26 protein-coding genes are annotated in these 24,134 nt (G+C 66.6%); 17 read left to right on the top strand and 9 right to left on the bottom strand.

All coding sequences use genetic code 11. The annotated features are described in order from the left end of the window. The first annotated feature begins 91 nt into the window (after positions 1 to 91). The 5 genes from ACTHLF_RS17830 to ACTHLF_RS17810 are packed head-to-tail and all read left to right on the top strand — an operon-like array spanning position 92 to position 6,998. A complete protein-coding gene (locus ACTHLF_RS17830) occupies positions 92 to 1,543 on the top strand; it encodes a DNA recombination protein RmuC (RefSeq protein ID WP_440329068.1) in 1,452 nt (483 codons plus the stop codon). 48 nt (positions 1,544 to 1,591) lie between these two features. Further along, positions 1,592 to 2,188, top strand: coding sequence for a GTP cyclohydrolase I FolE (gene folE, locus ACTHLF_RS17825; protein ID WP_331641818.1), 597 nt, complete (start codon positions 1,592 to 1,594; stop codon positions 2,186 to 2,188). 2 nt (positions 2,189 to 2,190) lie between these two features. Continuing rightward, on the top strand, positions 2,191 to 3,501 hold the full coding sequence (locus ACTHLF_RS17820) for a hypothetical protein (protein ID WP_440329065.1): 1,311 nt from the start codon (positions 2,191 to 2,193) through the stop codon (positions 3,499 to 3,501). Beyond that, positions 3,494 to 4,213: a hypothetical protein gene (locus tag ACTHLF_RS17815; RefSeq protein WP_440329064.1), complete on the top strand. Its 720-nt coding sequence runs from the start codon at positions 3,494 to 3,496 to the stop codon at positions 4,211 to 4,213. Before ACTHLF_RS17820 ends, ACTHLF_RS17815 begins: the two co-directional genes overlap by 8 nt. Beyond that, positions 4,206 to 6,998 (top strand): AAA family ATPase, encoded by a 2,793-nt coding sequence (locus ACTHLF_RS17810; RefSeq protein WP_440329062.1) that lies wholly within the window; start codon positions 4,206 to 4,208, stop codon positions 6,996 to 6,998. The genes ACTHLF_RS17815 and ACTHLF_RS17810 overlap by 8 nt, the downstream gene beginning before the upstream one ends. Before the next feature lie 93 nt (positions 6,999 to 7,091). On the opposite strand, the gene ACTHLF_RS17805 is transcribed toward ACTHLF_RS17810, so the two are convergent. The 4 genes from ACTHLF_RS17805 to cysK all read right to left on the bottom strand — a co-directional run bounded on the left by ACTHLF_RS17805 (position 7,092) and on the right by cysK (position 10,139). Further along, on the bottom strand, positions 7,092 to 7,493 hold the full coding sequence (locus tag ACTHLF_RS17805; protein ID WP_440329060.1) for a hypothetical protein: 402 nt from the start codon (positions 7,491 to 7,493) through the stop codon (positions 7,092 to 7,094). Continuing rightward, positions 7,490 to 8,197, bottom strand: coding sequence for a hypothetical protein (locus ACTHLF_RS17800; RefSeq protein WP_440329059.1), 708 nt, complete (start codon positions 8,195 to 8,197; stop codon positions 7,490 to 7,492). Before ACTHLF_RS17800 ends, ACTHLF_RS17805 begins: the two co-directional genes overlap by 4 nt. Positions 8,198 to 8,376: 179 nt before the next feature. Then, complete coding sequence (locus ACTHLF_RS17795) at positions 8,377 to 8,985, bottom strand: EGFR-like transmembrane domain-containing protein (protein WP_440329057.1); 609 nt, start codon at positions 8,983 to 8,985, stop codon at positions 8,377 to 8,379. A 200-nt stretch (positions 8,986 to 9,185) separates the two neighbouring features. After that, positions 9,186 to 10,139, bottom strand: coding sequence for a cysteine synthase A (gene cysK / locus ACTHLF_RS17790; RefSeq protein WP_440329055.1), 954 nt, complete (start codon positions 10,137 to 10,139; stop codon positions 9,186 to 9,188). Positions 10,140 to 10,217: 78 nt separating this feature from the next. Between cysK and ACTHLF_RS17785 the strand changes: the two genes are divergently transcribed. The 4 genes from ACTHLF_RS17785 (at position 10,218) to ACTHLF_RS17770 (ending at position 14,506) form a co-directional block, all read left to right on the top strand. After that, positions 10,218 to 10,568 carry an EF-hand domain-containing protein gene (locus ACTHLF_RS17785; protein ID WP_440329053.1) on the top strand — a complete coding sequence of 117 codons (351 nt, stop codon included), beginning with the start codon at positions 10,218 to 10,220 and terminating at the stop codon, positions 10,566 to 10,568. Between the two features lie 57 nt (positions 10,569 to 10,625). After that, positions 10,626 to 11,813, top strand: coding sequence for a cation:proton antiporter (locus ACTHLF_RS17780; RefSeq protein ID WP_440329052.1), 1,188 nt, complete (start codon positions 10,626 to 10,628; stop codon positions 11,811 to 11,813). Continuing rightward, complete coding sequence (locus ACTHLF_RS17775; RefSeq protein ID WP_440329050.1) at positions 11,806 to 13,065, top strand: TCR/Tet family MFS transporter; 1,260 nt, start codon at positions 11,806 to 11,808, stop codon at positions 13,063 to 13,065. Before ACTHLF_RS17780 ends, ACTHLF_RS17775 begins: the two co-directional genes overlap by 8 nt. Positions 13,066 to 13,138: 73 nt before the next feature. Continuing rightward, the gene (locus tag ACTHLF_RS17770) at positions 13,139 to 14,506 is read left to right on the top strand and encodes a GGDEF domain-containing protein (RefSeq protein WP_440329048.1); all 1,368 of its coding nucleotides are present in this window, start codon (positions 13,139 to 13,141) and stop codon (positions 14,504 to 14,506) included. A 126-nt stretch (positions 14,507 to 14,632) separates the two neighbouring features. Here ACTHLF_RS17770 and ACTHLF_RS17765 read toward each other — a convergent pair whose 3' ends face one another. Further along, positions 14,633 to 15,328, bottom strand: a complete 696-nt coding sequence (locus ACTHLF_RS17765) for a VIT1/CCC1 transporter family protein (RefSeq protein WP_440329047.1) — start codon at positions 15,326 to 15,328, stop codon at positions 14,633 to 14,635. After that, positions 15,325 to 15,927 carry an FUSC family protein gene (locus ACTHLF_RS17760; RefSeq protein ID WP_440329046.1) on the bottom strand — a complete coding sequence of 201 codons (603 nt, stop codon included), beginning with the start codon at positions 15,925 to 15,927 and terminating at the stop codon, positions 15,325 to 15,327. Before ACTHLF_RS17760 ends, ACTHLF_RS17765 begins: the two co-directional genes overlap by 4 nt. Positions 15,928 to 16,004: 77 nt before the next feature. Here ACTHLF_RS17760 and ACTHLF_RS17755 point away from each other — a divergent pair, with 77 nt between their 5' ends. Beyond that, the gene (locus ACTHLF_RS17755; protein WP_440329044.1) at positions 16,005 to 16,514 is read left to right on the top strand and encodes a DUF1993 domain-containing protein; all 510 of its coding nucleotides are present in this window, start codon (positions 16,005 to 16,007) and stop codon (positions 16,512 to 16,514) included. 117 nt (positions 16,515 to 16,631) lie between these two features. Here ACTHLF_RS17755 and ACTHLF_RS17750 read toward each other — a convergent pair whose 3' ends face one another. Together ACTHLF_RS17750 and ACTHLF_RS17745 are read right to left on the bottom strand one after the other, a co-directional pair. Next, positions 16,632 to 17,393 (bottom strand): ABC transporter permease, encoded by a 762-nt coding sequence (locus tag ACTHLF_RS17750; protein ID WP_440329042.1) that lies wholly within the window; start codon positions 17,391 to 17,393, stop codon positions 16,632 to 16,634. Continuing rightward, on the bottom strand, positions 17,390 to 18,340 hold the full coding sequence (locus ACTHLF_RS17745; RefSeq protein ID WP_440329041.1) for an ABC transporter ATP-binding protein: 951 nt from the start codon (positions 18,338 to 18,340) through the stop codon (positions 17,390 to 17,392). The genes ACTHLF_RS17750 and ACTHLF_RS17745 overlap by 4 nt, the downstream gene beginning before the upstream one ends. A 120-nt stretch (positions 18,341 to 18,460) precedes the next feature. Here ACTHLF_RS17745 and ACTHLF_RS17740 point away from each other — a divergent pair, with 120 nt between their 5' ends. From ACTHLF_RS17740 to ACTHLF_RS17715, 6 genes are all read left to right on the top strand, one after another. Continuing rightward, positions 18,461 to 18,952: a DUF1993 domain-containing protein gene (locus ACTHLF_RS17740; protein ID WP_440329039.1), complete on the top strand. Its 492-nt coding sequence runs from the start codon at positions 18,461 to 18,463 to the stop codon at positions 18,950 to 18,952. Then, positions 18,949 to 19,533, top strand: coding sequence for a DNA-3-methyladenine glycosylase I (locus ACTHLF_RS17735; protein WP_440329038.1), 585 nt, complete (start codon positions 18,949 to 18,951; stop codon positions 19,531 to 19,533). The genes ACTHLF_RS17740 and ACTHLF_RS17735 overlap by 4 nt, the downstream gene beginning before the upstream one ends. 102 nt (positions 19,534 to 19,635) lie before the next feature. Next, on the top strand, positions 19,636 to 19,914 hold the full coding sequence (locus ACTHLF_RS17730; protein ID WP_440329036.1) for a DUF2188 domain-containing protein: 279 nt from the start codon (positions 19,636 to 19,638) through the stop codon (positions 19,912 to 19,914). Between the two features lie 41 nt (positions 19,915 to 19,955). Next, positions 19,956 to 22,052: an ATP-dependent DNA helicase DinG gene (gene dinG, locus ACTHLF_RS17725; protein ID WP_440329034.1), complete on the top strand. Its 2,097-nt coding sequence runs from the start codon at positions 19,956 to 19,958 to the stop codon at positions 22,050 to 22,052. After that, entirely contained in the window at positions 22,049 to 22,576 is a 528-nt protein-coding gene (locus tag ACTHLF_RS17720) for a HutD/Ves family protein (protein ID WP_440329033.1), read from the top strand. Before dinG ends, ACTHLF_RS17720 begins: the two co-directional genes overlap by 4 nt. Before the next feature lie 31 nt (positions 22,577 to 22,607). After that, positions 22,608 to 23,162: a hypothetical protein gene (locus ACTHLF_RS17715; protein WP_440329032.1), complete on the top strand. Its 555-nt coding sequence runs from the start codon at positions 22,608 to 22,610 to the stop codon at positions 23,160 to 23,162. Between the two features lie 49 nt (positions 23,163 to 23,211). Here ACTHLF_RS17715 and ACTHLF_RS17710 read toward each other — a convergent pair whose 3' ends face one another. Further along, complete coding sequence (locus tag ACTHLF_RS17710) at positions 23,212 to 23,631, bottom strand: hypothetical protein (protein ID WP_440329031.1); 420 nt, start codon at positions 23,629 to 23,631, stop codon at positions 23,212 to 23,214. An 81-nt stretch (positions 23,632 to 23,712) separates the two neighbouring features. Between ACTHLF_RS17710 and ACTHLF_RS17705 the strand changes: the two genes are divergently transcribed. Continuing rightward, positions 23,713 to 24,134, top strand: a 422-nt coding sequence (locus ACTHLF_RS17705) for a lipocalin family protein (RefSeq protein WP_440329030.1), incomplete at its 3' end; no start/stop codon positions are given.

The following is a 24,134-nucleotide window of genomic DNA, read 5'->3' as shown; positions in this document are numbered from 1 at the left end:
GCGACGCCGTTCGCATGAGAGCTGCAGGTCCTGCCGCCATCGCGCGAAAGATGTCGCCCACAGGGTGGGCTCCTACCATTAAGCTCGCCGCATGAACCTGGAAACGATCCTTCTCTTCGCCCTTCTCGTGGTCGGCATCGCCTGCCTCGCCCTGCTGTTCACCCTGCTCTCCCGCGCCAAGCCGCGCGATGACGGCAGCGCCACGAAACTGGACGCCCTGCGCGAAGACACCCGCCGCCTGGAAGGTGTCCTCCGTGACGAACAGCGCGCCGGCCGTGGCGAGCTGGGCGAGAGCTTCGGCCAGTTCCGCGGCCACGTGCAGGATCAGCTGCAGGCCGCCGCCACCCACCAGCACGAGCGCATCGACGGCTTCGGCCGCCGGCTCGACCAGCTGACCGAGCGCACCGACCTCGGCCTGCAGACGCTGCGCCAGGGCATGCAGGATGACGCCCGCAAGACGCGTGAGGAGTCCGCCCTCACGCTGAAACACTTCGGCGAGCTGCTCGACCAGCGCTTCACCGCGCTCTCCGCCGATAGCGAGAAGCGCATGGCCGACATGCGCGGCACGCTGGAAACCCGGCTGGCCGCCATCCAGCAGGACAACGCGGCCAAGCTGGAACAGATGCGCGCCACCGTGGACGAAAAGCTGCAGTCCACCCTCGAGACCCGCCTGGGCCAGTCGTTCCAGCTGGTATCCGAGCGGCTCGAAGCGGTCCAGCGCGGCCTGGGCGAGATGCAGGCGCTTGCCGCCGGCGTCGGCGATCTCAAGCGCGTGCTGACCAATGTGAAGACCCGCGGCACCTTCGGCGAAGTGCAGCTGGGCGCCCTGCTCGTGCAGATCCTGGTCGCCGAGCAGTACGACGCCAACGTCGCGACGGTGCCCGGTTCGGCCGAACGCGTGGAATTCGCCATCCGCCTGCCCGGCGCCGAGGACGGCGCCCCGGTCTGGCTGCCGATCGATGCCAAGTACCCGATCGAGGATTACCAGCGCCTGCTCGACGCGCAGGATGCCGCGGACGCCGAGGGCGTGCTCAGCGCCGGCAAGGCCCTGGAACTGCGCGTCCGCGAGGAAGCGAAGCGGATCCGGACCAAATACGTGGCCCCGCCGCACACCACGGACTTCGCGATCCTGTTCCTGCCCACCGAAGGCCTGTACGCCGAGGTGATCCGCCGCCCGGGCCTTTCCGACCAGTTGCAGCGCGACCACCGGGTCACCGTGGCCGGCCCGACCACCCTCACCGCCCTGCTCAACAGCCTGCAGATGGGCTTCCGGACCCTGGCGATCGAAAAGCGCTCGTCCGAGGTCTGGCAGGTGCTGGGCGCGGTGAAGAACGAGTTCGGCAAGTTCGGCGTGGTGCTGGAAAAGACCCGCAAGCAGCTGGACACCGTCCGCAACAGCATCGACAACGCCGGGATCCGCACCCGGGCGATCGAGCGCAAGCTGCGCGGCGTGGAGACCCTGGGCGGGGACGAGACCCAGCGGCTCCTGGACCTGGTGCCTGGCGCGGAGGAAGGCGAGCCTGAGGGCGAATCCGAGGACTGAGGCGCGTTACAATGACGGTTTGCTTACGTGCCCGAGGAATCCACCCCGATGAGCGACGACGCCAAGTCCCGTCCGGTCACCCGCGAGCAGGCTGAAGAGGCCGTTCGCACCCTGCTGCTCTGGTCCGGTGAAGATCCGACGCGCGAAGGCCTGCTCGACACGCCCAAGCGCGTCGTCAAGGCTTATTCGGACTGGTTCAAGGGCTACGACGAGGATCCGGCGGAATACCTGCGCCGCACCTTCAAGGAAGTGGAAGGCTACGACGAGATGATCGTGCTGCGCGACATCGAGTTCGAGAGCCACTGCGAGCATCACATGGCCCCGATCATCGGCCGTGCGCACGTCGGTTACGTGCCGACCGATCGCGTCGTCGGTATCAGCAAGCTCGCCCGCGTGGTCGATGGCTTCGCGCGCCGTTTCCAGGTGCAGGAGAAGCTGACCGCGCAGATCGCGCATTGCATCGAAGACACCCTGCGCCCGCGCGGCGTCGGCGTGGTGATCGATGCCAGCCACGAGTGCATGACCACGCGCGGCGTGCACAAGCGCGGCGTCTCGATGGTGACCAGCCAGATGCTCGGCAGCTTCCGCGAGGATCCACGCACGCGTGGTGAATTCCTCCGTTTCGTCGGCGTCGACCGTCGCTGACCTTGAACGGGCCAGCCGATACCACCGTCCACGACGAACGCCTGCAGGATCTCTTCCGCGACGGCGTCGTCGCCGAGGACCTCCCCACCGTCTTCCCGCTGCTGCGCGGGCGCAGCCTGTTGCGCACGTTCTCCGCGCTGTTCCACGGCAGCGAGGCGCAGGTGCTCCTGCGCCTGCTCGTGCTGCGTACGCTGGGTGCGCGCACGCACGCCACCGAGTGGGCGCCGCAGGAGATCCGCGACCACCTGTCGTTCGTCGACCCGGTCAAGCTCGAGACAGTCGTCCAGCGCCTGAAAGACCACGACCTGCTGGTCTACGACGCGGAAACCCTGCGCTACCGCGTCGGCCCCATGGGCCGCAAGGCGCTGGGTGCGCTGGCGACCATGCTGGAGTTCGAGAACGACGATGATGATGGCCTCGGCTATCTCACCGCGCAGCTCGCCGCCGGCCAGGCCGTGGGCCGCGTCTCCGCGGATGAACTCGGCCACCTGCTCTCGCGCCTCACCGAGCTGAAGGAAGACTTCGACCGCGCGGTGCTCTCCGGTTCCGAACACCGCATCCGCCGTGCCGCGGAACGCCTCGACTCGGTCTGGACCTGGGTGGAAAAAGGTACGGAGATCGTCGCCACCATCACCGAGGCCGACGAACTCGAGCCCGTGGCGCACCGCCTCGCCCAGGCCGTCGGCCGCGCGCAAAGCGCGCTGCTGCGCCAGGCCGGCGTTTTCCAGCGCGAACTCAACAAGATCGACCAGCACCGCGTGCACCTGGGCCGTACCGGCCTGTCGTCGTCGGACCTGGTCGGCTGGCTGCGCGCGCAGGATATCGACACGCTCGCCTCGTTCGAGGAAGGCCAGCTGTCGCTCCCGCTGCCTGCTCCGTTCCTGCACGACCAGATCGCGCTCGACGTCGCCGAGTACGAGCTGCTGGAACGCGAACGCCTGGCGGCTGAAGTCACGACGCTCCCCGGCGCCGAAGAACCGCCCGATACGGCCGACCTGCCCATGGGCGAGGAAGACCTGCGCTACCTAGACGACTGGCACGCCGAACTGGCCGCCATCGTGGCGCCGCGCGAACTCGCCGAGACGCTGATCCCGAACGATTACGCATTGTCCGCCTACCGTCTTTCCCTGCTCGGCCTGCTCGGCGACCCTGAATCCGCAGCGCTGGAAGGCGGCACCGCCGATCTGGCCCGCCTGCCCCTCGCGCTGGAAATCGAGCCCGTGCTGATCGACCCCGAATTGCCCCAGATCGCGCTGGTGAGCGCCGGGCGCCTGCGCCCGCGCACCGCCGCGAAGGACACCCCCGATGCATGACGAAACCGCCAGCCTGGTGACCCGCCTGCTCGCGCAACGCTGGCTGCCGCGCGATGACGTGCAGGCACGCAAGGCGCTGCTCGACGAGCCCTTCCGCGAAGACCTCGACCGCCGCCTCGAAGCGGTCGGCCTGGAACTGCGCGAACACCCCTACGCCGCTTACATCGGCCTCGCCGTCGCCCGGCGCAGCGAGCGCGCCGTGTTCGGCGGCAGCGACAGCTGGATCAGCAACACCATGCAACTCGATCGCGACGGCGTCGCCCTGCTGGTGGTGCTCTGGGCACTGATCGTGCTGCCCAAGCGCCAGCGCCAGGTCGAGCGGCAGGAGATCGAGGCCGCCGCGTCGCAGTCGCAGATGTTCGCGGAAGAAAAACCCATTCCGCGTGACCCGACGATCTCACCGGTCATCGCCGAGCGCACCCTGCTCGCCGACTTCGCCGACAAGCTCGGCGGCAAGACGCGCGTGAACTTCAACCTCGGCACGCTGAACCGCCTGGGCTTCATCATCCGCCGCAAGGGCGAAGTGGCCGAAGGGCCGCTGCTCGACCTCGCGTTCGATTACGAGCGCACCGCGCGGCGCATCCTCGATGGCGCGCTGGGCGACCTGCTGGCCGATGCCGCGTCGCGCGCGGCGAACTCGCCCGCCGATACGGCCGACGACGAGCCGCTGTACGACACCGAGACCGATCCCGAGGCCACCGACGATGTTTGATTTCCGCAGCCTCGAAGTCGTCCACTGGGATTACTGGCAGCGCTTCAGCCTGCCGCTGGATACCAACATCGTCACGGTGGTGGGCCCGAACGGTTCGGGCAAGACCACGCTGCTCGATGCGCTCCGCACCCTGCTGACCATCGACTGCGCGGGCAACCGCGATTACAAGAGCTACCTGCGCCACAACGGCAAGCCGTTCGCGTGGCTGCGCGCCCGGGTCGGCAACATTCCCGGCCCGAATGGTGAGCGCCCATTCTTCCCACTGATGGATCGCGAGGTCACCCTGGCCTGCCGCATCCAGAAGAAGGGTGGCGAGTGGACCCGCCAGTACGCCGTGCTCGGCGGTGACGTCAGCGTGGAAGAGATCGAGGCGCGTAACGACTTCCTCGGCCTGCGCGAGTACCGCGTGCGGCTCGAAGGCGCCGGCCTCTCGCAGGCGATCCGCCGCGTGCTCACGCTGGAACAGGGGGCGACCGACAAGCTCTGCCAGCTACCGCCCAAGGCACTGCTCGATCTCGTGTTCGACGTGTTCGGCGACAAGGCCGTGCTCGACGATTACCAGCGCGCCCGCAACGAACAGTCCGAGGCCGACCGCGAACAGCACGGCCTGGAGCACCAGCTTTCCCTCATCGGCGTGAGCCTGCAGGAAGCCGAAGCGCGCGCCCGTTCGTACCAGGAATGGAACGCGCTGAAGGACGAGCGCGTGTCGCTCGTCGCCGAGGTGCTGCCGCGTACCGAATTCGCCGACCTCGCCGCCAGCGTGCGTGGCGCCCGCCCGGCGCTGAATGGCGTGAAGCGCCGCGTCGCGGAACTGGAACAGCGCGATGCCGAACTGACGCGCCAGCTCGGCGAGCTCGATGCCACCGGCGAGCAGCTGCGTGGCGAACAGCACGAGGCGGACATCGCCCGCCAGTCGACGCAGAAGAGCCTCGACGCGGCTCGTGCTGCCCTCGCCCAGAACGACCTGGTCATCCGCCAGGAGAACCGCCTGCGTGAAATGGTCGCCGCGCAGAACGGCGCCGACCACGAGCGCCTCGCCGACATCGCCCGCGACGCGCGCGCCCGCCTGCATGCGCTGCAGACGGAAGAGACCGGCCTGCGCCAGGAACTGGGCACGCTCACCACCAAGCTCACCGCCTGGCGCAGCGGCCGCCGCTACACGCCTGAGTTCGAGGCCGCGTTCCGTCGTGCGCTCGATGACGCGGGCATCCGCCACAGCATGCTCAGCGAGATCGTCGAGATCACCCAGCCGCGCTGGCAGCCGGCGGTCGAAGCGGTGCTCGCCGGCTATCGCCATGTCGTGCTGCTGGATGTTCCGCGCGATCGCGAGAAAGCCTGGAAGCTCGGCGAATCGATGCGCTACAAGCACTTCGTCGTCGCCGACCGCGCGCCGGCCGAGAAGCCAGTGGCTGGCTCCCTGCACGAAGTGGTCGAATTCTCCGCCGCCGCGCCGGACTGGTTGCTGCGCAACCTCGAACGCATCCAGCGCGTGGAAGACGTGCCGGAGGGTTCGAAGCTGGGCCGGGACCAGGACTGGATCACGCCGCAGGGTTATTTTCGCGAGCGCCGCGGCGGCCGCCACCTCGGCGTGGATGACATGTATTTCGGCGCCTCCGCGCGCGAGCGCCAGCTGCGCGATGGCGAAGCCAAGCTGCGCGAGATCGAAGGCCGCCTGCGCGACATCGCCGACGAGCGCAAGACCGCCTCGGCCCAGGCCGGCGATGCGGAGAGCATCCTGCGCGGCGCGAACGCCAGCAGCCAGCTCGCCGATCGCGCGGAAGAGTTCAACGAGGCGCGCGAGCAGCAGCCGCGCCTGCAGGAAGACGTCCAGCGCACGGCCGACAGCCACGCCGCCGCCGAGCAGTATTACGAAGGCGTGCGCGAGAAGCGCCTGAAGACCTCCAACGGCCGGGACAACGCCGCGCGTGAACAGCGCACGGTGCAGAACCAGCTGGCGGACTCAGTGCGGCAGTACCACACCTCGCGCGGCGAGCAGGTCGAGCGGCTCAAGGCGTTCCGGGCGAAGCGCAAGGGCGTCGTGCTCGCACACCGCACGCGCGCTGCCATCGCGGCGCTGCGCGAACGCTTTGAATCCCCCGCCGCCGTGCGCCGCGAGATGGATCGCGTCGAGCGCCGGCTGGATGAGGGCCATTGGGAACAGGACCCCAGCGTGCTCGCCTTGCGCGAGAAGCTCGGCGCCGACCACGAAGGCCTGAAGCACGATCTCGAGAAGCGCCGCCTGCACCTTGAACGTGCCGGCCGCATCACGCATGAAGCGCGCGGGGCGTATATCCACGTGCTTCGCAACACCGTGCGCCGCTATGCGAAGAACCTGAAGATCCTCGCCGAGCTCGCCGGCATCGGCGTTGAAGTCGATCTGCCCGAACTCAACAACGACGACCTCGCCCTTGCCTCGGCCGCGCTCCACGTGCGCTTCGAGTTCGACAAAAAGGGCTGGATCGGCATGGACGACGGCGAGGCCTCCGGCGGCCAGCAGGTGATGAAGTCGCTGCTCTTGCTCGTCGCACTGATGCGCGACGAAGACCGCCCCGGCGGCTTCGTGTTCATCGATGAACCGTTCGCCCACCTCGACATCTTCAACATCGACAAGGTCGGCGCGTTCCTCAAGAGCACCCGCGCCCAGTACATCCTGACCACCCCGGCAACGCACAACGTCAACGTGTTCCAGCCTTCGGAGCTGACGCTCGTCACGAGCAAGCGCCGACCAGGCGCGGTCTGGGCACAGCCACTGGCGGTGCTCCGCCGCCGGGCCGAGGTAGCCTGACGCGTTATCGCGCGCAAGCGCGCTCCCACATTTGCGCATAACCGTTGGGGTTGACGCGGGTGTCACGCGCTCCGCAGTGAGCGCGTGACACTCCTATGCAACACGTATAAAGCGCCGGCTCTCGGTTCGCCAGGGCACCATGTAAATTCCGGGCCGCTGGAGGCTTTCGCTGCCCTGGATGATTCGCGGCCACCAGTGGACCAGGCGCGAAGCCTTATCAAAGAAGGAGTGCGGCATCCAGCTCTTCTCGAGTACGAAGACAAGCAGCTGGCTTTCGGAAATGGCTTCCTTCTCTTCCTGGCTGCGATGGTGGTGGTCGTGAGTCACGTGGATGTCGACCCCGAACTCGGCCGCACGAATGAATAACTGGGTGTCCGGCGTGCCGCGTGCATGCAGGTCGGTAACATGGATCACGTTGTGCCCATTTGCCTCGACGAGGCAATCGAGGGCTTTCGCCAAGGCCGGCGCAATGTTCTCGTCGATCTGGGCCTTCATGCGGGACGCCATTCCGTCTCGAAATGCACGGCGGTGCGCACTTCGTCCTCGGAAATCCGGTATTGCCAGGCGACGAACGGAACGTCTTCCTTGTCAGCTTTGTACGCGGCTGCGATAGCCACCGTGGGAACGCCTGCCTCAGTCAGTATGGGCTCGCCTGCACGGCGATCCGGATCAAGGACGATGGCTCGGCTCTTCGGCAACGGATACCAGCGTTTCACCTGCCCACCGGCGTCGAGCTCGAAGCCTTCGCGAAAGCCGGGGCCTACGAGGCTTCGCAGTACGTGCCGCCTGCTGTCCTCATCGAAACGGAGGTGGCTGACGTCTTCGCGGGCTAGCGCTTCAAGAAAGATCTGCTTCCCGTGCTCGCGGAAGCTGTCGCAAGACAGCGGGTAAGCCACCTGAAGGCGATCGCGGCCGAGTTCGAGCGTTCGGCGGATGACAGGTAGCGAGACCCCGGCTGCGTGCATGGCGCGCACGAAGCGAAGCTCCATGAGGTCAGTGAAGCCAAGATCCTTCCGACGCCACTCAACTAGTTGCGAGTCCCACAGAGCGGGACGCCGATCATCGCGAACGGCGTTCGGACTGTATGACCGGACCCATCCTCGTAGTTGACGCGTCGTGGCACCGACGTACCGGGCCGCCTCCCAGAAAGAGTAGACGCCCACGCCGAATGGGAAAGGGCGGGATTCGAAGGTTTTCATCCGCGCATGCTAACGATGGCATGCGATGGTGACATTCAGCGAAGGGTGATGCGTTGCGTAGGGATTGGCCTACGCGGCACATCTGTAGCCGATCGCGCACAAGCGCGCTCCCACAGACCATTCGCAGACCTTGTGGGAGCGCGCTTGCGCGCGATGTTTTTCAGCGATCGATCGAACGATCAGTACAACCCGCTCTCACCGGGCACCGGGTTGTCTTCCCCCGAGCCATCCAGCGCGTCGCCGGAGTCGTTGCTCGCGCGGTAGCGGGTCGGGTCGTGTTCGTCGTATTCCAGCTCGGCCTGCTGCTTGAGCTGGTGACGGCGGAGCAGCCACGCGGCGGTAAGCGCGGCGATGCCAAGTCCGGCACCTACGGCGATCGAGGTGCGGGGATGGCTGCGCATCTGTTTACCGGCACGCGCTGCAGCGGCGCTGGCCTGCTTGCCGGCACGAGCGGCGGCCTTGCTTGCGCGCTTGCCGGCACGGGTGGCGGCATTGCCTGCCTGGGCACCTGGGAGTTCGGCGAGCTCACTTGCCTGTTTCTGCGCGAGGGCGGCCAGGTCGACGGACCGGTGGCCCGCGTGGTTGGCGAAACGGCTGGCGCGTTTCTCGGCCTGGGCGAGGAGATCGCGCACATCATCACCGACGCGTGAGGCGACGATGCCGGCGTGGCCGGCGTACTGCCGGGCGGCGCCCTTCAGCTCAAGCGCACGGTCGTGGGTAAGCGCACCGGCCAGGCGCTGGGCGCGGCCACCGAGTTCCGCCGTGAGGCTCTTGCGGAAGAGGGACATGGGTGGGTCTCCTTGGGCATGCTGAGGAGTCCACGTTGCCGCCGCGGGCGTGATGATCGTGCGTTGAGGATGTTCCCATCGCGTCATGGGTTCAGCTTTTCCGGTGGGTTTGTGGGAGCGGGCTTGCCCGCGATGGGTGCTCGCGGCAAGCCCCATCGCGCGGAAGCGCGCTCCCACAATGGGTCTGGCACTCGAATGCTTTAGAGGCTGTTGAGCCACTCCTCGTCCGTGCCTTCGTTCACGCCTTCGAACAGGAAGGTGGAGAGGTAGCGTTCGCCGGTGTCGGGGAGCATGGCGAGGATGACGCTGCCTTCGGCGGCGCCCTTCGCATACTCGAGCGCCGCGGCGACCGTGGCACCGGCGGACACGCCGACGAACAGGCCTTCCTCGGCGGCGAGGCGGCGGGCGGTGTCACGGGCGACCACCTCATCGACGACCAGGTCCTGGTCGAAGACCTTGCGGTTCAGCACGTCGGGCACGAAGTCCGGCGTCCAGCCCTGGATCTTGTGCGGCGACCACGGCTTGTCCTGGAGCAGCGGAGCGGCCGCCGGTTCGCAGGCGATGATCTTCACCTCCGGCCGGGCGACCTTCAGCACCTCGCCCACGCCGGTAAGCGTGCCGCCGGTGCCCCAGCCGGTCACGAACGCATCCAGGCGGCGGCCAGCGAAGTCCTGGAGGATCTCGGCGGCCGTGGTCTGGCGGTGGTAGGCCGGGTTGGCCGGGTTCTGGAACTGGCGCGGGAGGAACCAGCCGTGCTTCGCCGCGAGTTCCTCGGCCTTCTTCACCATGCCACTGCCGCGCTCGGCGGCGGGCGTCAGGATGACCTTGGCGCCATAGGCGCGCATGAGCTTGCGCCGCTCGACGGAGAAGGAGTCGGCCATCGTGGCCACGAACTTGTAACCCTTGGCCGCGCAGACCATGGCGAGGGCGACGCCGGTGTTGCCGGAGGTGGCTTCGATCACCGTATCGCCGGGTTTGAGCAAGCCTTTCTGTTCGGCATCGAGGATGACCGCGATGGCCAGGCGATCCTTGACCGACCCCCCGGGATTGAAGGATTCCACCTTCGCATACAGACTGACGTGCCTGGGGGCGATGCGGGGTAGGCGCACGATCGGGGTGCGGCCGATCGTGTCGAGGATGCTCTCATGGATCATGGAAGGTTCCCGGATTGGACGCAGTCCTTCGAGAGTACGCCGCTCCGCCACGACCGACAAACACCTATGCAGGTTTCCATGTACCGGACTTCCCGCGGCCTGCTGGCCGCCCTCGCCCTCTTCGCCGCCACCGCCGCGGCCGCCCAGGATTTCCCCAGCACGCCGAAGGAATACCTGCGGCGGGTGGACGCCAATGGCGATGGCAAGGTGGATGAGGCGGAATACGTCCGCTACATGAGCCAGGGCTTCCAGCGCATGGACATCAATGGCGATGGGGTGATCGACGCGAACGACGGCCCGATGCGCCCCGGTGCCCGCCCGATCCACCTGGACGAGTTCCAGCGCAACCTGATCCACCAGTTCCACAAGCTGGATACCAACAAGGATGGCTACCTCAACGCGCGCGAGCTGACCCAGCCGCCGCGGTAGCCTGATTGGCGCGGCCGCGCCGGTCAGCTACCCTCTGCCGATCCTGGGGAGGGCTTAATGAGCACAACGGAATTGTTCCTGGTCGCCATGGTGATCATCCTTGGCGTGCCTTACCTGATCTGGCGGGTATTCCGCACGGATTACTGGGCACCGCTGGTCGTGGTGCAGATCATCACTGGCATCCTGTTAGGGCCCGGCGTCCTGGGCAAGGTCTTCCCCGATTACTACGCCACGGTGTTCGCGCCGCCGGTCATCGGGGCGCTGAACGGCATCGCGTGGTGGGCGGTGATGGTGTTCGTGTGGATCGCAGGCATCGAGCTGGATCTTGGGGCCGTGTGGAAACAGCGCCGGGAGTGCGGAACGACGGCCGCCCTCGCGCTTGGCACGCCCATGCTGACAGGCTGCGCGGCGGCGCTCGGCATGCTCGCCTGGCGCGATGGGTGGATGGGACCCGCTACGCAGCCATGGCAGTTCGTCGTCGGCGTGGGCATGGCGTGCGCGGTTACCGCCCTACCGATCCTCATCCTGCTGATGACCAAGCTCGGCATCCTGCGCGAACCGCTCGGCCAGCGCGTGCTGCGCTACGCGAGCCTGGATGACCTGGCCATCTGGGGCGTGCTCGCGATCCTCCTGCTGGACTGGAAGCGCGTCGGCCACCAGGCAGCGTTCCTCGCGGCGTTTGCGCTCGCATCGTGGGCATTCCGCCGGGTGATGGCACGCGTTCGCGAATCGGACCGCTATTATCTCGGCCTGGTATGGCTGGCGGCCTGCGCTTATGGCGCGGACTGGTGCGGGTTGCACTTCATGGTCGGTGCATTCCTGGCAGGCGCGGTCATGGAGCGCGACTGGTTCACCCTGGCCAAGCTTGACGAGCTGCGCGACAACGTTCTCCTCGTGGTCATGCCGGTGTTCTTCCTATCCACCGGGTTGCGCACTAACTGGTCGATCGGCGGCGCTTCCGTCTTCGTGGCAGCAGGCGTACTTCTGATCGCCTCGGTCGCAGGAAAACTCGCCGGCGTAGGCATCGCGGGGAAGGTGCTGGGCTGGAAGCGCGGCGATGCATGGGTCATCGGCTGGCTTCTGCAGACGAAGGCACTGATCATGATCATCTTCGTCAACGTATTGCTGGACAAGCAGATGATCACCAGCGAGACCTTCACGGCACTGCTGCTGATGGCGGTCGCGAGTACGATGCTGACCGTCCCATTCGTGGCGCCGCGCCTGAAGTCCGTCACGAATGTCTGATAGCGTGCACACCCCGCTGGCGGCCCCGGTACGCCGGGCAGCGGTGGTCTTCGTCTTCATCACCGTGCTCATCGACATCCTCGCGTTCGGCATCATCATCCCGGTGCTGCCGCACCTGATCGAATCGATGACCGGCGGTACGGTGAGCAACGCCGCGTGGTGGGTAGGCGTGTTCGGCACGGTGTTCGCGGCCGTGCAGTTCTTTTCCTCGCCGATCCAGGGCGCCCTCTCCGACCGGTTCGGCCGGCGCCCCGTGATCCTGCTCTCGAATCTGGGCCTGGGCCTGGATTTCGTGCTGATGGCGCTCGCGCCGTCGCTCTGGCTGCTGTTCGTGGGCCGCATCATTTCCGGCATGACGGCGGCGAGCTTCACCACGGCCAACGCTTACATCGCCGATGTCACGCCACCGGAGAAGCGCGCGGGCGCGTTCGGCCTGCTGGGCGGCGCGTTCGGCATCGGCTTCATCATCGGCCCGGCGCTCGGGGGTTTCCTCGGCGGCATCGACCTGCGCCTGCCGTTCTGGGTCGCCGCGGGGCTGGCCCTCGCCAACTTCCTGTATGGCTTCTTCATCCTGCCCGAATCGCTGCCGCCGGAACGCCGCGCCGCCCGTTTCGAGCCGCATACCGCGCACCCGATGGGTGCCATGCGCCTGCTCCGCTGCAGCCCCACGGTGTTCGGGCTGGCCATCGTCACCTTCCTGTTCTACCTGGCGCACTACGTGCTCCAGACCACCTTCGTGCTCTACGCCGATTACCGCTACCACTGGGGCGCGCAGGCCGTCGGCTTCGTGCTGGCCTTGGTCGGCGCGTGCGACGGCTCCGTGCAGGCGTTCCTGACCGGCCGGCTCACCAGCCGCTTCGGCGAGCGGAAGATCCTGGTCACCGGCCTGCTCTTCGGCACGCTGGCCTTCGCGGTCATGGGCCTGGCCAATACCGGCTGGGTGTTCCTGCTCGGTATCCCGCTCATGGCGCTGTGGGGCCTGTCGGGGCCGCCGATGCAATCGATCATGACCCGCTGCGTCTCCGCCGACCAGCAGGGCCGGCTGCAGGGCGCGATCACCAGCCTGGGCAGCTTCGCCGGGATCTTCGGCCCGTACCTGTTCGCGCAGATCTTCGCCTTCTCGATCGCGCCGGAGCGGACGGTCCATGTGCCGGGGGTCGCCTTCCTGCTCGCGGCCGTGCTGATCGGCGTCGGGGCGGTCGTGGCGGCCCGGGCGACCCGGTGGTTGCCCGAGGCCCAGGATCTGCCATAAGACAGATCGAAATTGTCAGGTTTCATCGTATGATGCGCCACGTTATTAAGAAACTTCACGCGACGGTCGGGGCGTGCGTTTGGACAGCCAGCTCTGGGAAAACAAATACCGCGAGTCCGTCGAACGGCTCACCCGTGAGGAAGCCCAATGGCGGGCCGTGGAGTCCGTGCTCCGCCAGCTCGTCGCCAGTCTTACCCGCGCCGCCCATGGGGCGCATGACCAGGTCGATCCGCACATCGAGCGCCTGAGCGCGGCCCTTGCCGCCGGCGCGGCGGACGCCATGGTGCTGGAAACCCTTTCCAACAGCCTGCGTGACTCCCTGGAAGGCCTGGCCACCCGGCCCCTGCGCGTCCCGGAAGAGCGTGCCATCCCGATCACCCGGCCGCAGCGCACCGAGTACGGCTCGTCGGTCCAGGCCTCCCTGCACCGCCTCGTCGACCGGCTCGTCGTCCAGCCCAAGCTGGCCGACCGCGCCAACGGCCTGCGCCGTGACGTCGCCGATGCGGGCGATTTGGTCGCCCTGGCGACTTGCAGCGACCGCCTCGCCGACCTGGTCAACGAGCAGCGCATCGGCATGCAGCGCGAGATCGATGCCCTGCAGGCGGTGCTGCGCCACGTGGCCGGCCGCCTCGACGAGATGACCCAGTACATGGCCCGCGAGCTCGCGGACCAGTCCACCGGCGAATCCAACGGCCAGGCCCTGGATGCCTCGGTGGCCCACGAGATGCGCCTGCTCAGCGAAGCGATCCTCGAGGCCGAGGATGCGCACGAGCTGCGCGAGCGGGTGAACGCGAGCCTCGAGACGATCGCCGCGTGCTTCCGCGATTTCCGCGAACGCGAGGGCTCGCGGCTCACCGCGTACCGTGACCGCGCCGAGAAGATGCGCCAGCGCGTCGAGCAGCTCGAGACCGAGCGCAACGCGTTGCAGCGTTCGCTGGAGCGCGAGCACGAGCTGGCCCAGACCGACACGATGATCGGCATGCCGAACCGGCTGGCCTACGAGAAGCGTATCGAGGCGGCTTACGAGAGCTGGCTGACGACCTCGCGCGCGCTCTCGATCGCGGCGATCGACATCGATCACTTCAAGAGCATCAACGACACGTATGGGCATACCGCGGGCGACGCGGTGCTGCGTGTGATCGGCCAGGCGCTGCTGAAGCACGTGCGTCCGGTGGATTTCGTCGCGCGCTACGGCGGCGAGGAATTCATCGTCATCTTCGATGGTGCCGACGAAGCCGAATCGCTGCAGGTATGCGAGCGGTTGCGCGGGAAGATCCAGCACCTCGCCTTCCACGCCAGTCGCCAGCCGGTGCGAGTCACCGCCTCGATCGGCGTGGCGCAGTTCCGCCAGGGCGATACGCCGCAGTCCGTGTTCGAACGCGCCGACCTGGCGCTTTACACGGCGAAGAACGGCGGCCGTAACCGCTGCGTGGCTGGCTGAGAACATCACACAACCGGCGACTCGTAGGAGCCCACCCTGTGGGCGACATCTTTCGCCTCACCGCTACAGGCCCTGTGACGCTACCGCGAACGGCGTCGCCCACAGGGTGGGCTCCTACGCGATCGGTTACGCCGCGACCCCGAACAAGCGCCCCACCGCCGCCGTAAGCGCCATTGCCGCCGCGCCCCAGAACAGGATCCGCACGACGCCGCGCCACATCGCCGAGCCGGCGAGCCGAGCACTCGTCGCGCCCAGCACCGCCAGTGCCGCCAGCGAGACCGCGACAGTCACCGTCGCCATGTGCTCGCGCGGCGTGGCGGCCGTCGCGAGGATCGGCACGATCGCGCCCACGGCGAAGCTGGCCGCCGAGGCCGCGGCCGCCTGCAACGGCCGCGCGGCCGTGGCGGACGACAGCCCCAGCTCGTCGCGTGCGTGCGCTTCCAGCGCGTCATGCGCCATCAACTGTTCGGCCACCTTGTGCGCCAGATCGCGATCGAGGCCGCGATGCACATAGATCTCGGTCAGCTCCTTGTGCTCGCCATGCGGATCCTCGCGCAGCTCGCGCGACTCCACTGCGAGCTCGGCGCGCTCGCTGTCGGCTTGCGAGCTCACGGAAACGTACTCGCCCGCGCCCATCGACATGGCGCCGGCGACCAGTCCAGCGACGCCGGCGATCATCACGCTCGACGCTGCCGCTTCCGCGGAAGCCACGCCAACCAGCAGGCTGGCGGTGGAAAGGATGCCGTCGTTGGCGCCCAGCACGGAGGCGCGCAGCCAGCCCAGGCGGCCTAGCCGGTGGTGTTCGGAATGTTTGCGGATCAACCCTCGTCCCCTTCTGCCTTTGCTTCCACGCGGTGTTCCAGGCGGGATACCAGCCAGCCCACCGCCAGCGCGCATATCGTGCCGCATATCACCTCGCCCAGCCGCGATGCGGCCACCTCCCAGCGAGGGCCGGTCGCCGGCACCAGCAGCACGATGGCCGAGGTGATGCCGCCAATCTTCGCCGCTGCACCCGCGTTCGCGGTCCAGCACGCCACGGTGACCAGCGCCAGGGCCAGCGCGAACGACACCAGGTCGCCCGTGCCGCCGACCCATAGGCCAAGCAGGCCCGCGATGCCGCCAAAGGTCGTGCCGAGCACCCGGTCGCGCCCTGCCCCGCGCGTGTCGCCATAGTGGGGCTGGGTCACCGCGACCGCGCTGATCGCGGCCCAGAACGCTTCCTCCGGCTTCAGCACGTAGCCGGCGCCGTAGGCCGTGATCGAGGCGAGCATGGCCTTGAACGCCATGAACAGGCCCACGCGCAGGCGCGATGCCAGCGGCAGCCCCTTAAACAACCGATCGAGCAGCCGCTGCGCCCGGCGCACCCGCAGGATGTCCAGGGCGCCGCGCCGTGTCGACCGTGCTGCCTCGGGCTCGCTCATGCCCCTATCGTAGCTTTTCGCGCGCACAATACGCGCCGCCCCGGCCAGCCGGCCGACCCACCACCAAGAGCCCGTCCATGTCCATCACGATGTACCAGACCACCGTCCCCGTCCTCGTCCGCGCCCTGACGAACCTCTCCGGCGTGCTGAAGAAGGGTGCCGAACACGCGAAGGAACGCAACATCGCCGAAGAAGTGCTGCTGAACACCCGCATCACCCCGGACATGTTCCCCCTGGTCCGCCAGGTGCAGATCGCCACCGACATGGCCAAGGGCGCCGCCTTCCGCCTGGCAGGCGAAGAAGCCCCGAAGATGGAAGACAACGAGACCACCTTCGACCAGCTGCAGGCGCGCATCGCCTCGGTCATCGACATGCTGAAGGGCTTCAAGCCGGAACAGATCGACGGCAGCGAGAACCGCGAGATCGTGCTGAAGCTGCGCTCGGGCGACATGCACTTCAAGGGCCAGCCGTACCTGCTCGGCTTCGTGCTGCCGAACGTCTATTTCCACTGCACCACCGCCTACGCGATCCTGCGCGGCGTCGGCGTGGTGCTCGGCAAGTCCGATTTCATCGGCAAGCCGGAGTAAGCGACCCGTAGGAGCCCACCCTGTGGGCGACATCTTTCGCGATGGAGCCCAAGATCCGTGGCTTCATCGCGAACGGCGTCGCCCACAGGGTGGGCTCCTACAAGGCGTTGCACCGCGTCAGTTCTTCAGCTTCCACCCCGTGCGGAAGATCCACCACACGATGGCAAGGCACACCAGCATGAAGCCCACCGTGGCCGATACGCTCACCACGACGTTCACGTCGGCCTGCCCGTAGAAGCTCCAGCGGAAGCCGTTCACCAGGTACACCACCGGGTTGAACAGGGTCACCTTCTGCCAGAACGGCGGCAGCATGTTGATGGAATAGAAGCTGCCACCGAGGAAGGTGAGCGGCGTGATCACCATGAGCGGCACCACCTGCAGTTTCTGGAAATCATCCGCCCACAGGCCGATGATGAAACCGAACAGGCTGAAGGTCACCGCGGTCAGCATCAGGAATGCGACCATCCAGACCGGGTGCATGATCTGGTAATCGACGAACAGGCGAGACGTCACGAGGATCAGCGCGCCGAGGATCATCGACTTCGTCGCCGCCGCGCCGACGTAGCCAAGCACCACCTCGACATAGTTCACCGGGGCCGAGAGCAGTTCGTAGATCGTGCCCGCCCACTTCGGCATGTAGATGCCGAATGAGGCGTTCGAGATGCTCTCATTGAGCAACGAAAGCATGATGAGGCCAGGGATGATGAAGGCGCCGTAGCTCACGCCGCCAATCGCGCCCATGCGCGAGCCGATCGCCGCGCCGAACACGATGAAGTACAGCGACGTCGAAAGCACGGGCGACGCGATGCTCTGGGTGAGCGTGCGGAACGTACGGGCCATCTCGAAACGATAGATGGCGCGGATACCGTGGATGTTCACAGGCCACCTCCCCTGACCAGGCTGACGAAGATATCTTCCAGCGAGCTCTCGCTGGAATGCAGGTCCTTGAAGTCGATACCGAGCGCGCCGAGCTTCTTCAGGAGTTCGGCGATACCCGTGTCGTCGGCTTGCGTATCGAAGGTGTAGGTCAGGCTCAGGCCATCCTTCGACAACTCCAGGGGCCAGTGCTCGAGCCCTTCCGGCACGCACTGGAGCGGAGCCTGCAAGGTCAGGGAAAGCTGCTTCTTGCCCAGCTTCTGCATCAGCGTCCGCTTGTCTTCCACGAGGATCAGCTCGCCGTGGTTGATGACACCGATGCGGTCGGCCATTTCCTCGGCCTCTTCGATGTAGTGCGTGGTGAGGATGATGGTGACGCCCGATTCGCGCAGGCGACGCACCATCTGCCACATATCGTGGCGCAGCTCGACGTCCACGCCGGCCGTGGGTTCGTCGAGGAACAGCACGCGCGGCTCGTGCGAGAGCGCCTTGGCGATCAGCACGCGGCGCTTCATGCCGCCGGAGAGCGCCATGATTTTCGAATCCTTCTTCTCCCACAGCGAGAGTTCGCGCAGGATCCGCTCGAGGTATACGGGGTTCGGTGCCTTGCCGAACAGGCCGCGACTGAAATTCACCGTCGCCCACACCGTCTCGAATGCGTCGGTGGAAAGCTCCTGCGGCACCAGGCCGATCAGGCTGCGCGCGGCACGGTAGTCACGCACGATGTCGTGGCCATCGACGGCCACGCTGCCACCCGTGCCGTTGACGATGCCGCAGATGATGCTGATCAGCGTGGTCTTGCCGGCGCCGTTAGGGCCGAGCAGCGCGAAGATTTCGCCGCGCCTGATCTCGAGATCGACATGTTTGAGTGCCTGGAAGCCCGTCTTGTATTCCTTGGACAGGCCACGCACCGCGACGATCGCGTCGGGTGCCGGTGGGGAAGAGGACATGGGGGACCGTTCGTGGCGGGGATGGCGGGTGATGGTAGTCCCTTGGGTTCCAGCGCGCACGGGCCTTGAAGGCGCGCCCCGCCCGCCCCACCATCGATGGATTACCCAGGAGCCACCGCCATGAGCATCTCGCTACACGAAGCCTCCGCAGCCGCCTACATCCGCGGTTTCCGCGTCCTTGCCGACCTGCTGGCCAAGGCGAAGGAACATGGCGGTGACGCCCTGGTCGAGCAGCGTCTCGCCCCCGACATGCTGAACCTCGCCGGCCAGGTCCAGCGCGCCAGCGACACCGCCAAGTTCGGCATCGCCCGCGTGGCCGAAGTCGATCCGCCGGCGTTCGAAGACAACGAAACAACGATCGACCCGCTGATCGCGCGCATCAACGGCACGGTGGACTTCATCAAGTCCGTACCCGCCGAGAAGGTGAATGCCGGCGCGTCGCGCACCATCACGCGCAAGTTCGGCCCGAACGAGCGCACCTTCACGGCGAGCGAGTACCTCATGGTGTTCGCCCTGCCCAACTTCTATTTCCACATCACCACCGCGTACGACATCCTCCGCCACAACGGCGTGGGCGTCGGCAAGCTGGATTACCTCGGCTTCGCCGGGTGAGTGACGGCCTGGTCCGCTGCGCCTGGGGCGACGCGGACGAGCTCATGCGCGGTTACCACGACCGCGAATGGGGCGTCCCCGAGCGCGATGGCCGCAAGCTCTGGGAGAAACTGGTCCTGGACGGGTTCCAGGCCGGGCTGTCGTGGCGGACGATCCTCGCCCGCCGCGATGGCTTCCGCGCCGCGTTCGAGGGCTTCGACCCGGAGGTCGTGGCGGCCTATGGTCCGCGCGAGGTGGAGCGCCTGCTCGCCGACCCGGGGATCATCCGCTCGAGGAGCAAGATCGGCGCCGCCATCAACAATGCGAAGGCCCACCTGGCCATGCGCGACGCCGGCGAGGATTTCGCCACGTTCTGCTGGCATTTCGTTGGCGGCGAGCCCCTGGCCTGGGAGGGCCCGGTGCCGCCGAACAGCCCGCTCTCGGAGCAGGTCTCCAAGGCGCTGAAGCAGCGCGGTTTCACCTTCGTGGGGCCGACCATCGTATTCGCCTGGATGGAGGCCACGGGACTGATCAATACGCACGCTCCCGACTGCTTCCGCCGCGCCCTTTTGCTTCGTAAACCCTTGCGGAACAAGGCTTAATGGTTTTTTTAGCCGCTTAGGCGTAGCGTCGGAACCCAAGGCCCGCGGCATCCGCCCCCGGCCCGTTCGTCTGGCCTGACCACCGACCTATGCGAGGGTTCCATGGCATCGAGCTCCGCCCAACTGTTCATTCCGTACAACGAATCGACACAGGGACCGTGGATCGTCCGCCACGGTACCGCCGACACGCTCGGCCGGTATCCCACGCAAGCCGACGCCATCCACGCCGCTGAAGGCCTGGCCCCTGGTCTCTCCGACAGCCTCGGCCGCCCGGTCGCCATCCACGTCCAGCAAGCCGACGGCACGTGGGAGGAACACACCTGGGTGGTGGCGGGACTGGTCGCTGGCGCACCCCTCAGCCCGCCGATCCACGCGCGCTGACGACACGGGGTGAGACCCCGATAGGGTAACCTTGGTGGGCTATGCTCACCGAAGACACCAAAGCCGCGATCCGCGCCGCCTATGCGCGCCTGAAGGACGGCCTTGCGGGGTTCCGCGGGCGTCCGTCGCAGCTGAAGATGATCGCCGAGGTCGCCAAGGCGCTGGCTGAGCCGGCGGGCGCGGCTGTGATCGAAGCGCCGACCGGCACCGGTAAGTCCATGGCCTACCTGATCGGCGGCCTCGAGGTGGCGCGGGCGCAGAAGAAGAAGCTCGTGATCGCCACCGCGACCGTGGCCCTGCAGGAGCAGCTGGTCCAGCGCGATATCCCGCAGTACATGAAGCTGTGCGGCGTCGAGGCCAAGGTGGCCCTGGCCAAGGGCCGTGCGCGTTACCTGTGCCCGCGCAACCTCCGCATGGCTGGCTCGGAGCCCAGCGCCCAGGGCGGCTTCGATTTCGACGCCGACGTGGCGCTGTGGTCACGGCCGCCGGCCGAGCGCGATACGAAGGCCATCGAGAAGCTCGGCAAGGCGTTCGAATCGCGCGAGTGGAACGGCGACATCGATACCAGTCCCGAGCCGCTGTCGGACCTGGTGCGCGGCATGATCACCACCAGCGCGGGCGGCTGCACCGGCCGCAAGTGCAACGCCTTCGCGGTGTGCCCGTTCTTCCTCGCCCGCCGCGCGATTGGCGAAGCGGACATCGTCGTCGCGAACCAGGACCTCGTCCTTGCTGACCTGACCATGCCGCGCGATGAAGACACGTTCGGCGGCGTGATCCTGCCGAAGCCCGAAGAAACCCTGTACATCTTCGACGAGGCGCATCACGTGCCGTCGAAGGCGATTGATCGCGGCGCCGCCGACGTGCATCTCGCAAGCGCGGTGCGCCGCATCGGCCGCCTGCAGAACCAGGTGCACGCGGCGTATTCGCTTACCGACAAGGAATCCATCGGCAACCTCACGCTGGAAACTGGCGACGAGAAGATGCTGGAGATGTCGAACGCGTTGGAGGAGATCGAGCGCGAGATCCGGCTTTCGTGGACACCATCGTCCAGCGAGCTGGAGCCCGTGTTCCGCGCTTCGCTCGGCCAGCTGCCCGAGAACTGGGTGATCCACGCTTCGCACCTGCACACGGTGACGCGCGACGTGCAGCGCTGGCTGCGCACGGTGCGCCGCACCGTCGTGGAAATGGAAGCCGGTGGGCCCACGCAGGAAGCTCTCTCGCGCGAGCTTGGCATGGCACTGGAGCGACTCGAGCGCCAGGTGCGCACGTGGTACGCGTGGTCGACCGAGGATCGCGAGAACGGGCCGCCGCTGGCGCGCTGGGTGAGCATGGGCTCGGACCAGCAGCTCATCTGCCATGCCTCTGCGGTATCCGCGGGCGGCTTGCTGCGGAACGTGCTGTGGGACAACGCGTCAGCAGTGGTGATGACCTCGGCGACACTCTCGGCGGGCGGCAACTTCCGTGGCTTTGCCGATTCCGTCGGCCTGCCGAACGAAGCGGTCACCATCAGCCTGCCTTCTCCCTTTGACCTGGAACGACAGGCGAAGCTGGAAGTCCCCGCCTTCAACACGCTGCCTGACGACCGCGAAGGCCATGCGCGTGAGGTCGCGGGCTGGCTGGCGAAGCATCTCGACTGGGATGCCGGCAACCTCGTGCTGTTCACCTCGCGTGCGAAGCTCGACCGCGTGTTGCAGGTGTTGCCGATCGACCACGTGCGACGTGTGCGTGCGCAGGGTTCGCTGGCGAAGGCCCAGCTGATCGCCGAACACTGCGCGGATATCGAAGCCGGCAAGGGCAGCACGATCTTCGGGCTTGCGTCGTTTGGCGAAGGCCTCGACCTGCCCGGCAAGTTGTGCGAAACGGTGGTCGTCACCCAACTCCCCTTCGCCGTACCGACCGATCCGGTCGGTGCGACCTACGCCGAATGGCTCGAATCGCGCGGCCGCAATCCGTTCATCGAAGTCAGCGTGCCGGATGCCACGCGCATCCTCACGCAGTACTGCGGCCGCCTGATTCGTACGGAAACCGATACCGGCCGCATCGTGCTGCTTGATCGCCGCGTCATCACCAAGCGCTACGGCACCGGCATGCTACGCGCGCTCCCACCCTTCGCCCGTGAGATCGAGCGCGTCGCATGAAGATCATTCGCTTTGACGAACTGAAAGCCGTGCCGTGGAAGAACGGGCTGGGTATCACGCGTGAGCTGGCGGTCGAACCGGCCGGCGCGTCGATGGAGGATTTCGCGTGGCGGGTCAGCATCGCCGATGTTGATACCGCCTCGCCGTTCTCTGTGTTCCCTGGCATCGATCGCACCATCGTGCTGATCGAAGGCGCGGGATTCACGATGGTGATCGATGGCGAGCGCGAACATGCGCTCACGACGCCGTGTGAGCCTTTTGCCTTTCCCGGAGAGGCGAAGGTCGATGTACGCCTCGCAGGCGGCGCCACGCGCGACTTCAACCTGATGGTGCGGCGTGGCGTCTGTTCGGCAACGCTCAAGGTCGTCCATGGACCACGCACACTCGAGCATGCAAGCCTCGCATACCTTGTCAAAGGGTATGCCGATGCCGACGGAACCATGCTCGGCCCAGGCGACTCGGCGATTGCTCCATCAGCACTGGCACTGGCCGAACACGGCATTGCAATTGCCGTATTTGCATAGATCGATCAATCGAGCGAACAGGGGATGGCCAATGGACAAGCCGGATCGGAGAAAGAACAAAGCTGCCTTGAGCCGTATCGTTGACTGGAAAAAAACCTTTCCAGACTACGTCTTTCTGGAACCAGGCTTTCGTTTCGCCTACTTCTTCGAGACACCATGGACAGCTCGATCTGACGTCGGCGCGGAGCTTGATCGGCTTCTCCTCGTGAACGGCCGTGGCGGCACCACATCGGTTGAGTACAACGCCGATGGGTCATTCGACCCGCATCGCGCATCCAGCAGTATATGGACCGATGATGACGGCATGCTTTTCAACGTCAAGCGTGTGGCCGAATACCGGAAGTCTGACCCCGTTTGGCCCGGCCTTACGGTGGCGAGCGGTGATGACCAGGCTTGGTTACTTTACGAAAACCCCTCAGAACCGTTTGGCATATTGGTCACCAAGGCGTCGCTCGCAGAGCTCAGACCCAATGACGAAATCATCTTTGACGTCGTTCGACTGAAGGAGGTGATCGACCGCTCGTCCACGGACTTCTTTCCCTGGGTAACAACGCGATTGGCCGAGGCATATGGAAAGATGGCCTAGCGCTTCGCGATCTTGGGCTCCCACAACGGGCCACCTGCAAGGCTGATTGTTACGGCGCCTCAGCCGTATCGGCGACAGGCGCATCGGGCGCATCACGACGCCACAGATCCACCGAGGTCAGCTGGAACTTCACCGAGGGCACGGCGGACTCCCAGCCCTCGATGCCGGGAAAGGTCGCCTGCAGGTCATCGACCAGCTCGACGAACCCTTTGTCGTGCTCGGAGAGCACCAGGGTCTCTTCCCCATCGACGTGGAAGAACAGGAACACGCTGTCCCAGGCGTCCGTATCGCGGTTGCCGGCCTCGACCCGGAAAACCCGGGCCAGCGGCACCTCGCGCATCCTGAACACGCCCGGCGTAGCCACGATCATCCCTGCCTCGGAATCCACGTGAGCCGCCCCCGGCGACACCAGCCGCTCGCGCAGCCGCGTGAAGAGCGGGCGTTTGGCGGGGCTGTCCTCGTGGTCCATGGCACGGTTCCGGTGGCGCAATTTATTGGGGATTCACCCGTCATCGGCATCGTAGTGCGTTCGCTTTAACGGAATCCAGCCATGCGCGACCTCCTCGCGGCCCTGAACGGGGCCATGGCCAACCCAGGCATCGCCTCCGCGCCGGTCACGGCCGTGGCCGACCTCGACCTGGAGCGCTACGCCGGCACCTGGCACGAAATCGCCCGGCTGCCCATGTATTTCCAGCGGAAATGCACGGGGAACGTCACCGCCCGCTACACCCCGAACGTCGATGGCACGGTGGCCGTGGAGAACCGCTGCGGTACCGAAGACGGCGAGATCGCCAGCCAGGGCATCGCCCGGCGCCCCGAGGCCTTCGCCCGCGGCAAGCTCGAGGTCACCTTCGTCCCGCCGTGGCTCCGCTGGCTGCCCCTCGTCTGGGCCGACTACTGGGTCATCGCACTGGATGACGACTACCAGTGGTCGATGGTTGGCCAGCCGGGGCGGAAGTACCTATGGATCCT

It is taken from the genome of Luteibacter sp., assembly GCF_051958795.1.
Lineage (GTDB): Bacteria > Pseudomonadota > Gammaproteobacteria > Xanthomonadales > Rhodanobacteraceae > Luteibacter.
Note: the sequence above shows the minus strand (reverse complement) of the source record. Positions and strands in the feature narration are given on the sequence as shown.

What these genes read in the sequence shown, in the direction of transcription:
- ACTHLF_RS17755 (WP_440329044.1), top strand. Translation starts at nt 16,005, where the DNA reads ATGTCCATCACGATGTACCAGACCACCGTCCCCGTCCTCGTCCGCGCC.
- ACTHLF_RS17710 (WP_440329031.1), bottom strand. Translation starts at nt 23,631, where the DNA reads ATGGACCACGAGGACAGCCCCGCCAAACGCCCGCTCTTCACGCGGCTG.
- ACTHLF_RS17775 (WP_440329050.1), top strand. Translation starts at nt 11,806, where the DNA reads ATGTCTGATAGCGTGCACACCCCGCTGGCGGCCCCGGTACGCCGGGCA.
- ACTHLF_RS17815 (WP_440329064.1), top strand. Translation starts at nt 3,494, where the DNA reads ATGCATGACGAAACCGCCAGCCTGGTGACCCGCCTGCTCGCGCAACGC.
- ACTHLF_RS17800 (WP_440329059.1), bottom strand. Translation starts at nt 8,197, where the DNA reads ATGAAAACCTTCGAATCCCGCCCTTTCCCATTCGGCGTGGGCGTCTAC.
- ACTHLF_RS17795 (WP_440329057.1), bottom strand. Translation starts at nt 8,985, where the DNA reads ATGTCCCTCTTCCGCAAGAGCCTCACGGCGGAACTCGGTGGCCGCGCC.
- ACTHLF_RS17740 (WP_440329039.1), top strand. Translation starts at nt 18,461, where the DNA reads ATGAGCATCTCGCTACACGAAGCCTCCGCAGCCGCCTACATCCGCGGT.
- ACTHLF_RS17810 (WP_440329062.1), top strand. Translation starts at nt 4,206, where the DNA reads ATGTTTGATTTCCGCAGCCTCGAAGTCGTCCACTGGGATTACTGGCAG.
- cysK (WP_440329055.1), bottom strand. Translation starts at nt 10,139, where the DNA reads ATGATCCATGAGAGCATCCTCGACACGATCGGCCGCACCCCGATCGTG.
- ACTHLF_RS17805 (WP_440329060.1), bottom strand. Translation starts at nt 7,493, where the DNA reads ATGAAGGCCCAGATCGACGAGAACATTGCGCCGGCCTTGGCGAAAGCC.
- ACTHLF_RS17745 (WP_440329041.1), bottom strand. Translation starts at nt 18,340, where the DNA reads ATGTCCTCTTCCCCACCGGCACCCGACGCGATCGTCGCGGTGCGTGGC.
- ACTHLF_RS17715 (WP_440329032.1), top strand. Translation starts at nt 22,608, where the DNA reads ATGGACAAGCCGGATCGGAGAAAGAACAAAGCTGCCTTGAGCCGTATC.
- ACTHLF_RS17780 (WP_440329052.1), top strand. Translation starts at nt 10,626, where the DNA reads ATGAGCACAACGGAATTGTTCCTGGTCGCCATGGTGATCATCCTTGGC.
- ACTHLF_RS17785 (WP_440329053.1), top strand. Translation starts at nt 10,218, where the DNA reads ATGTACCGGACTTCCCGCGGCCTGCTGGCCGCCCTCGCCCTCTTCGCC.
- folE (WP_331641818.1), top strand. Translation starts at nt 1,592, where the DNA reads ATGAGCGACGACGCCAAGTCCCGTCCGGTCACCCGCGAGCAGGCTGAA.
- ACTHLF_RS17830 (WP_440329068.1), top strand. Translation starts at nt 92, where the DNA reads ATGAACCTGGAAACGATCCTTCTCTTCGCCCTTCTCGTGGTCGGCATC.
- dinG (WP_440329034.1), top strand. Translation starts at nt 19,956, where the DNA reads ATGCTCACCGAAGACACCAAAGCCGCGATCCGCGCCGCCTATGCGCGC.
- ACTHLF_RS17760 (WP_440329046.1), bottom strand. Translation starts at nt 15,927, where the DNA reads ATGAGCGAGCCCGAGGCAGCACGGTCGACACGGCGCGGCGCCCTGGAC.
- ACTHLF_RS17720 (WP_440329033.1), top strand. Translation starts at nt 22,049, where the DNA reads ATGAAGATCATTCGCTTTGACGAACTGAAAGCCGTGCCGTGGAAGAAC.
- ACTHLF_RS17730 (WP_440329036.1), top strand. Translation starts at nt 19,636, where the DNA reads ATGGCATCGAGCTCCGCCCAACTGTTCATTCCGTACAACGAATCGACA.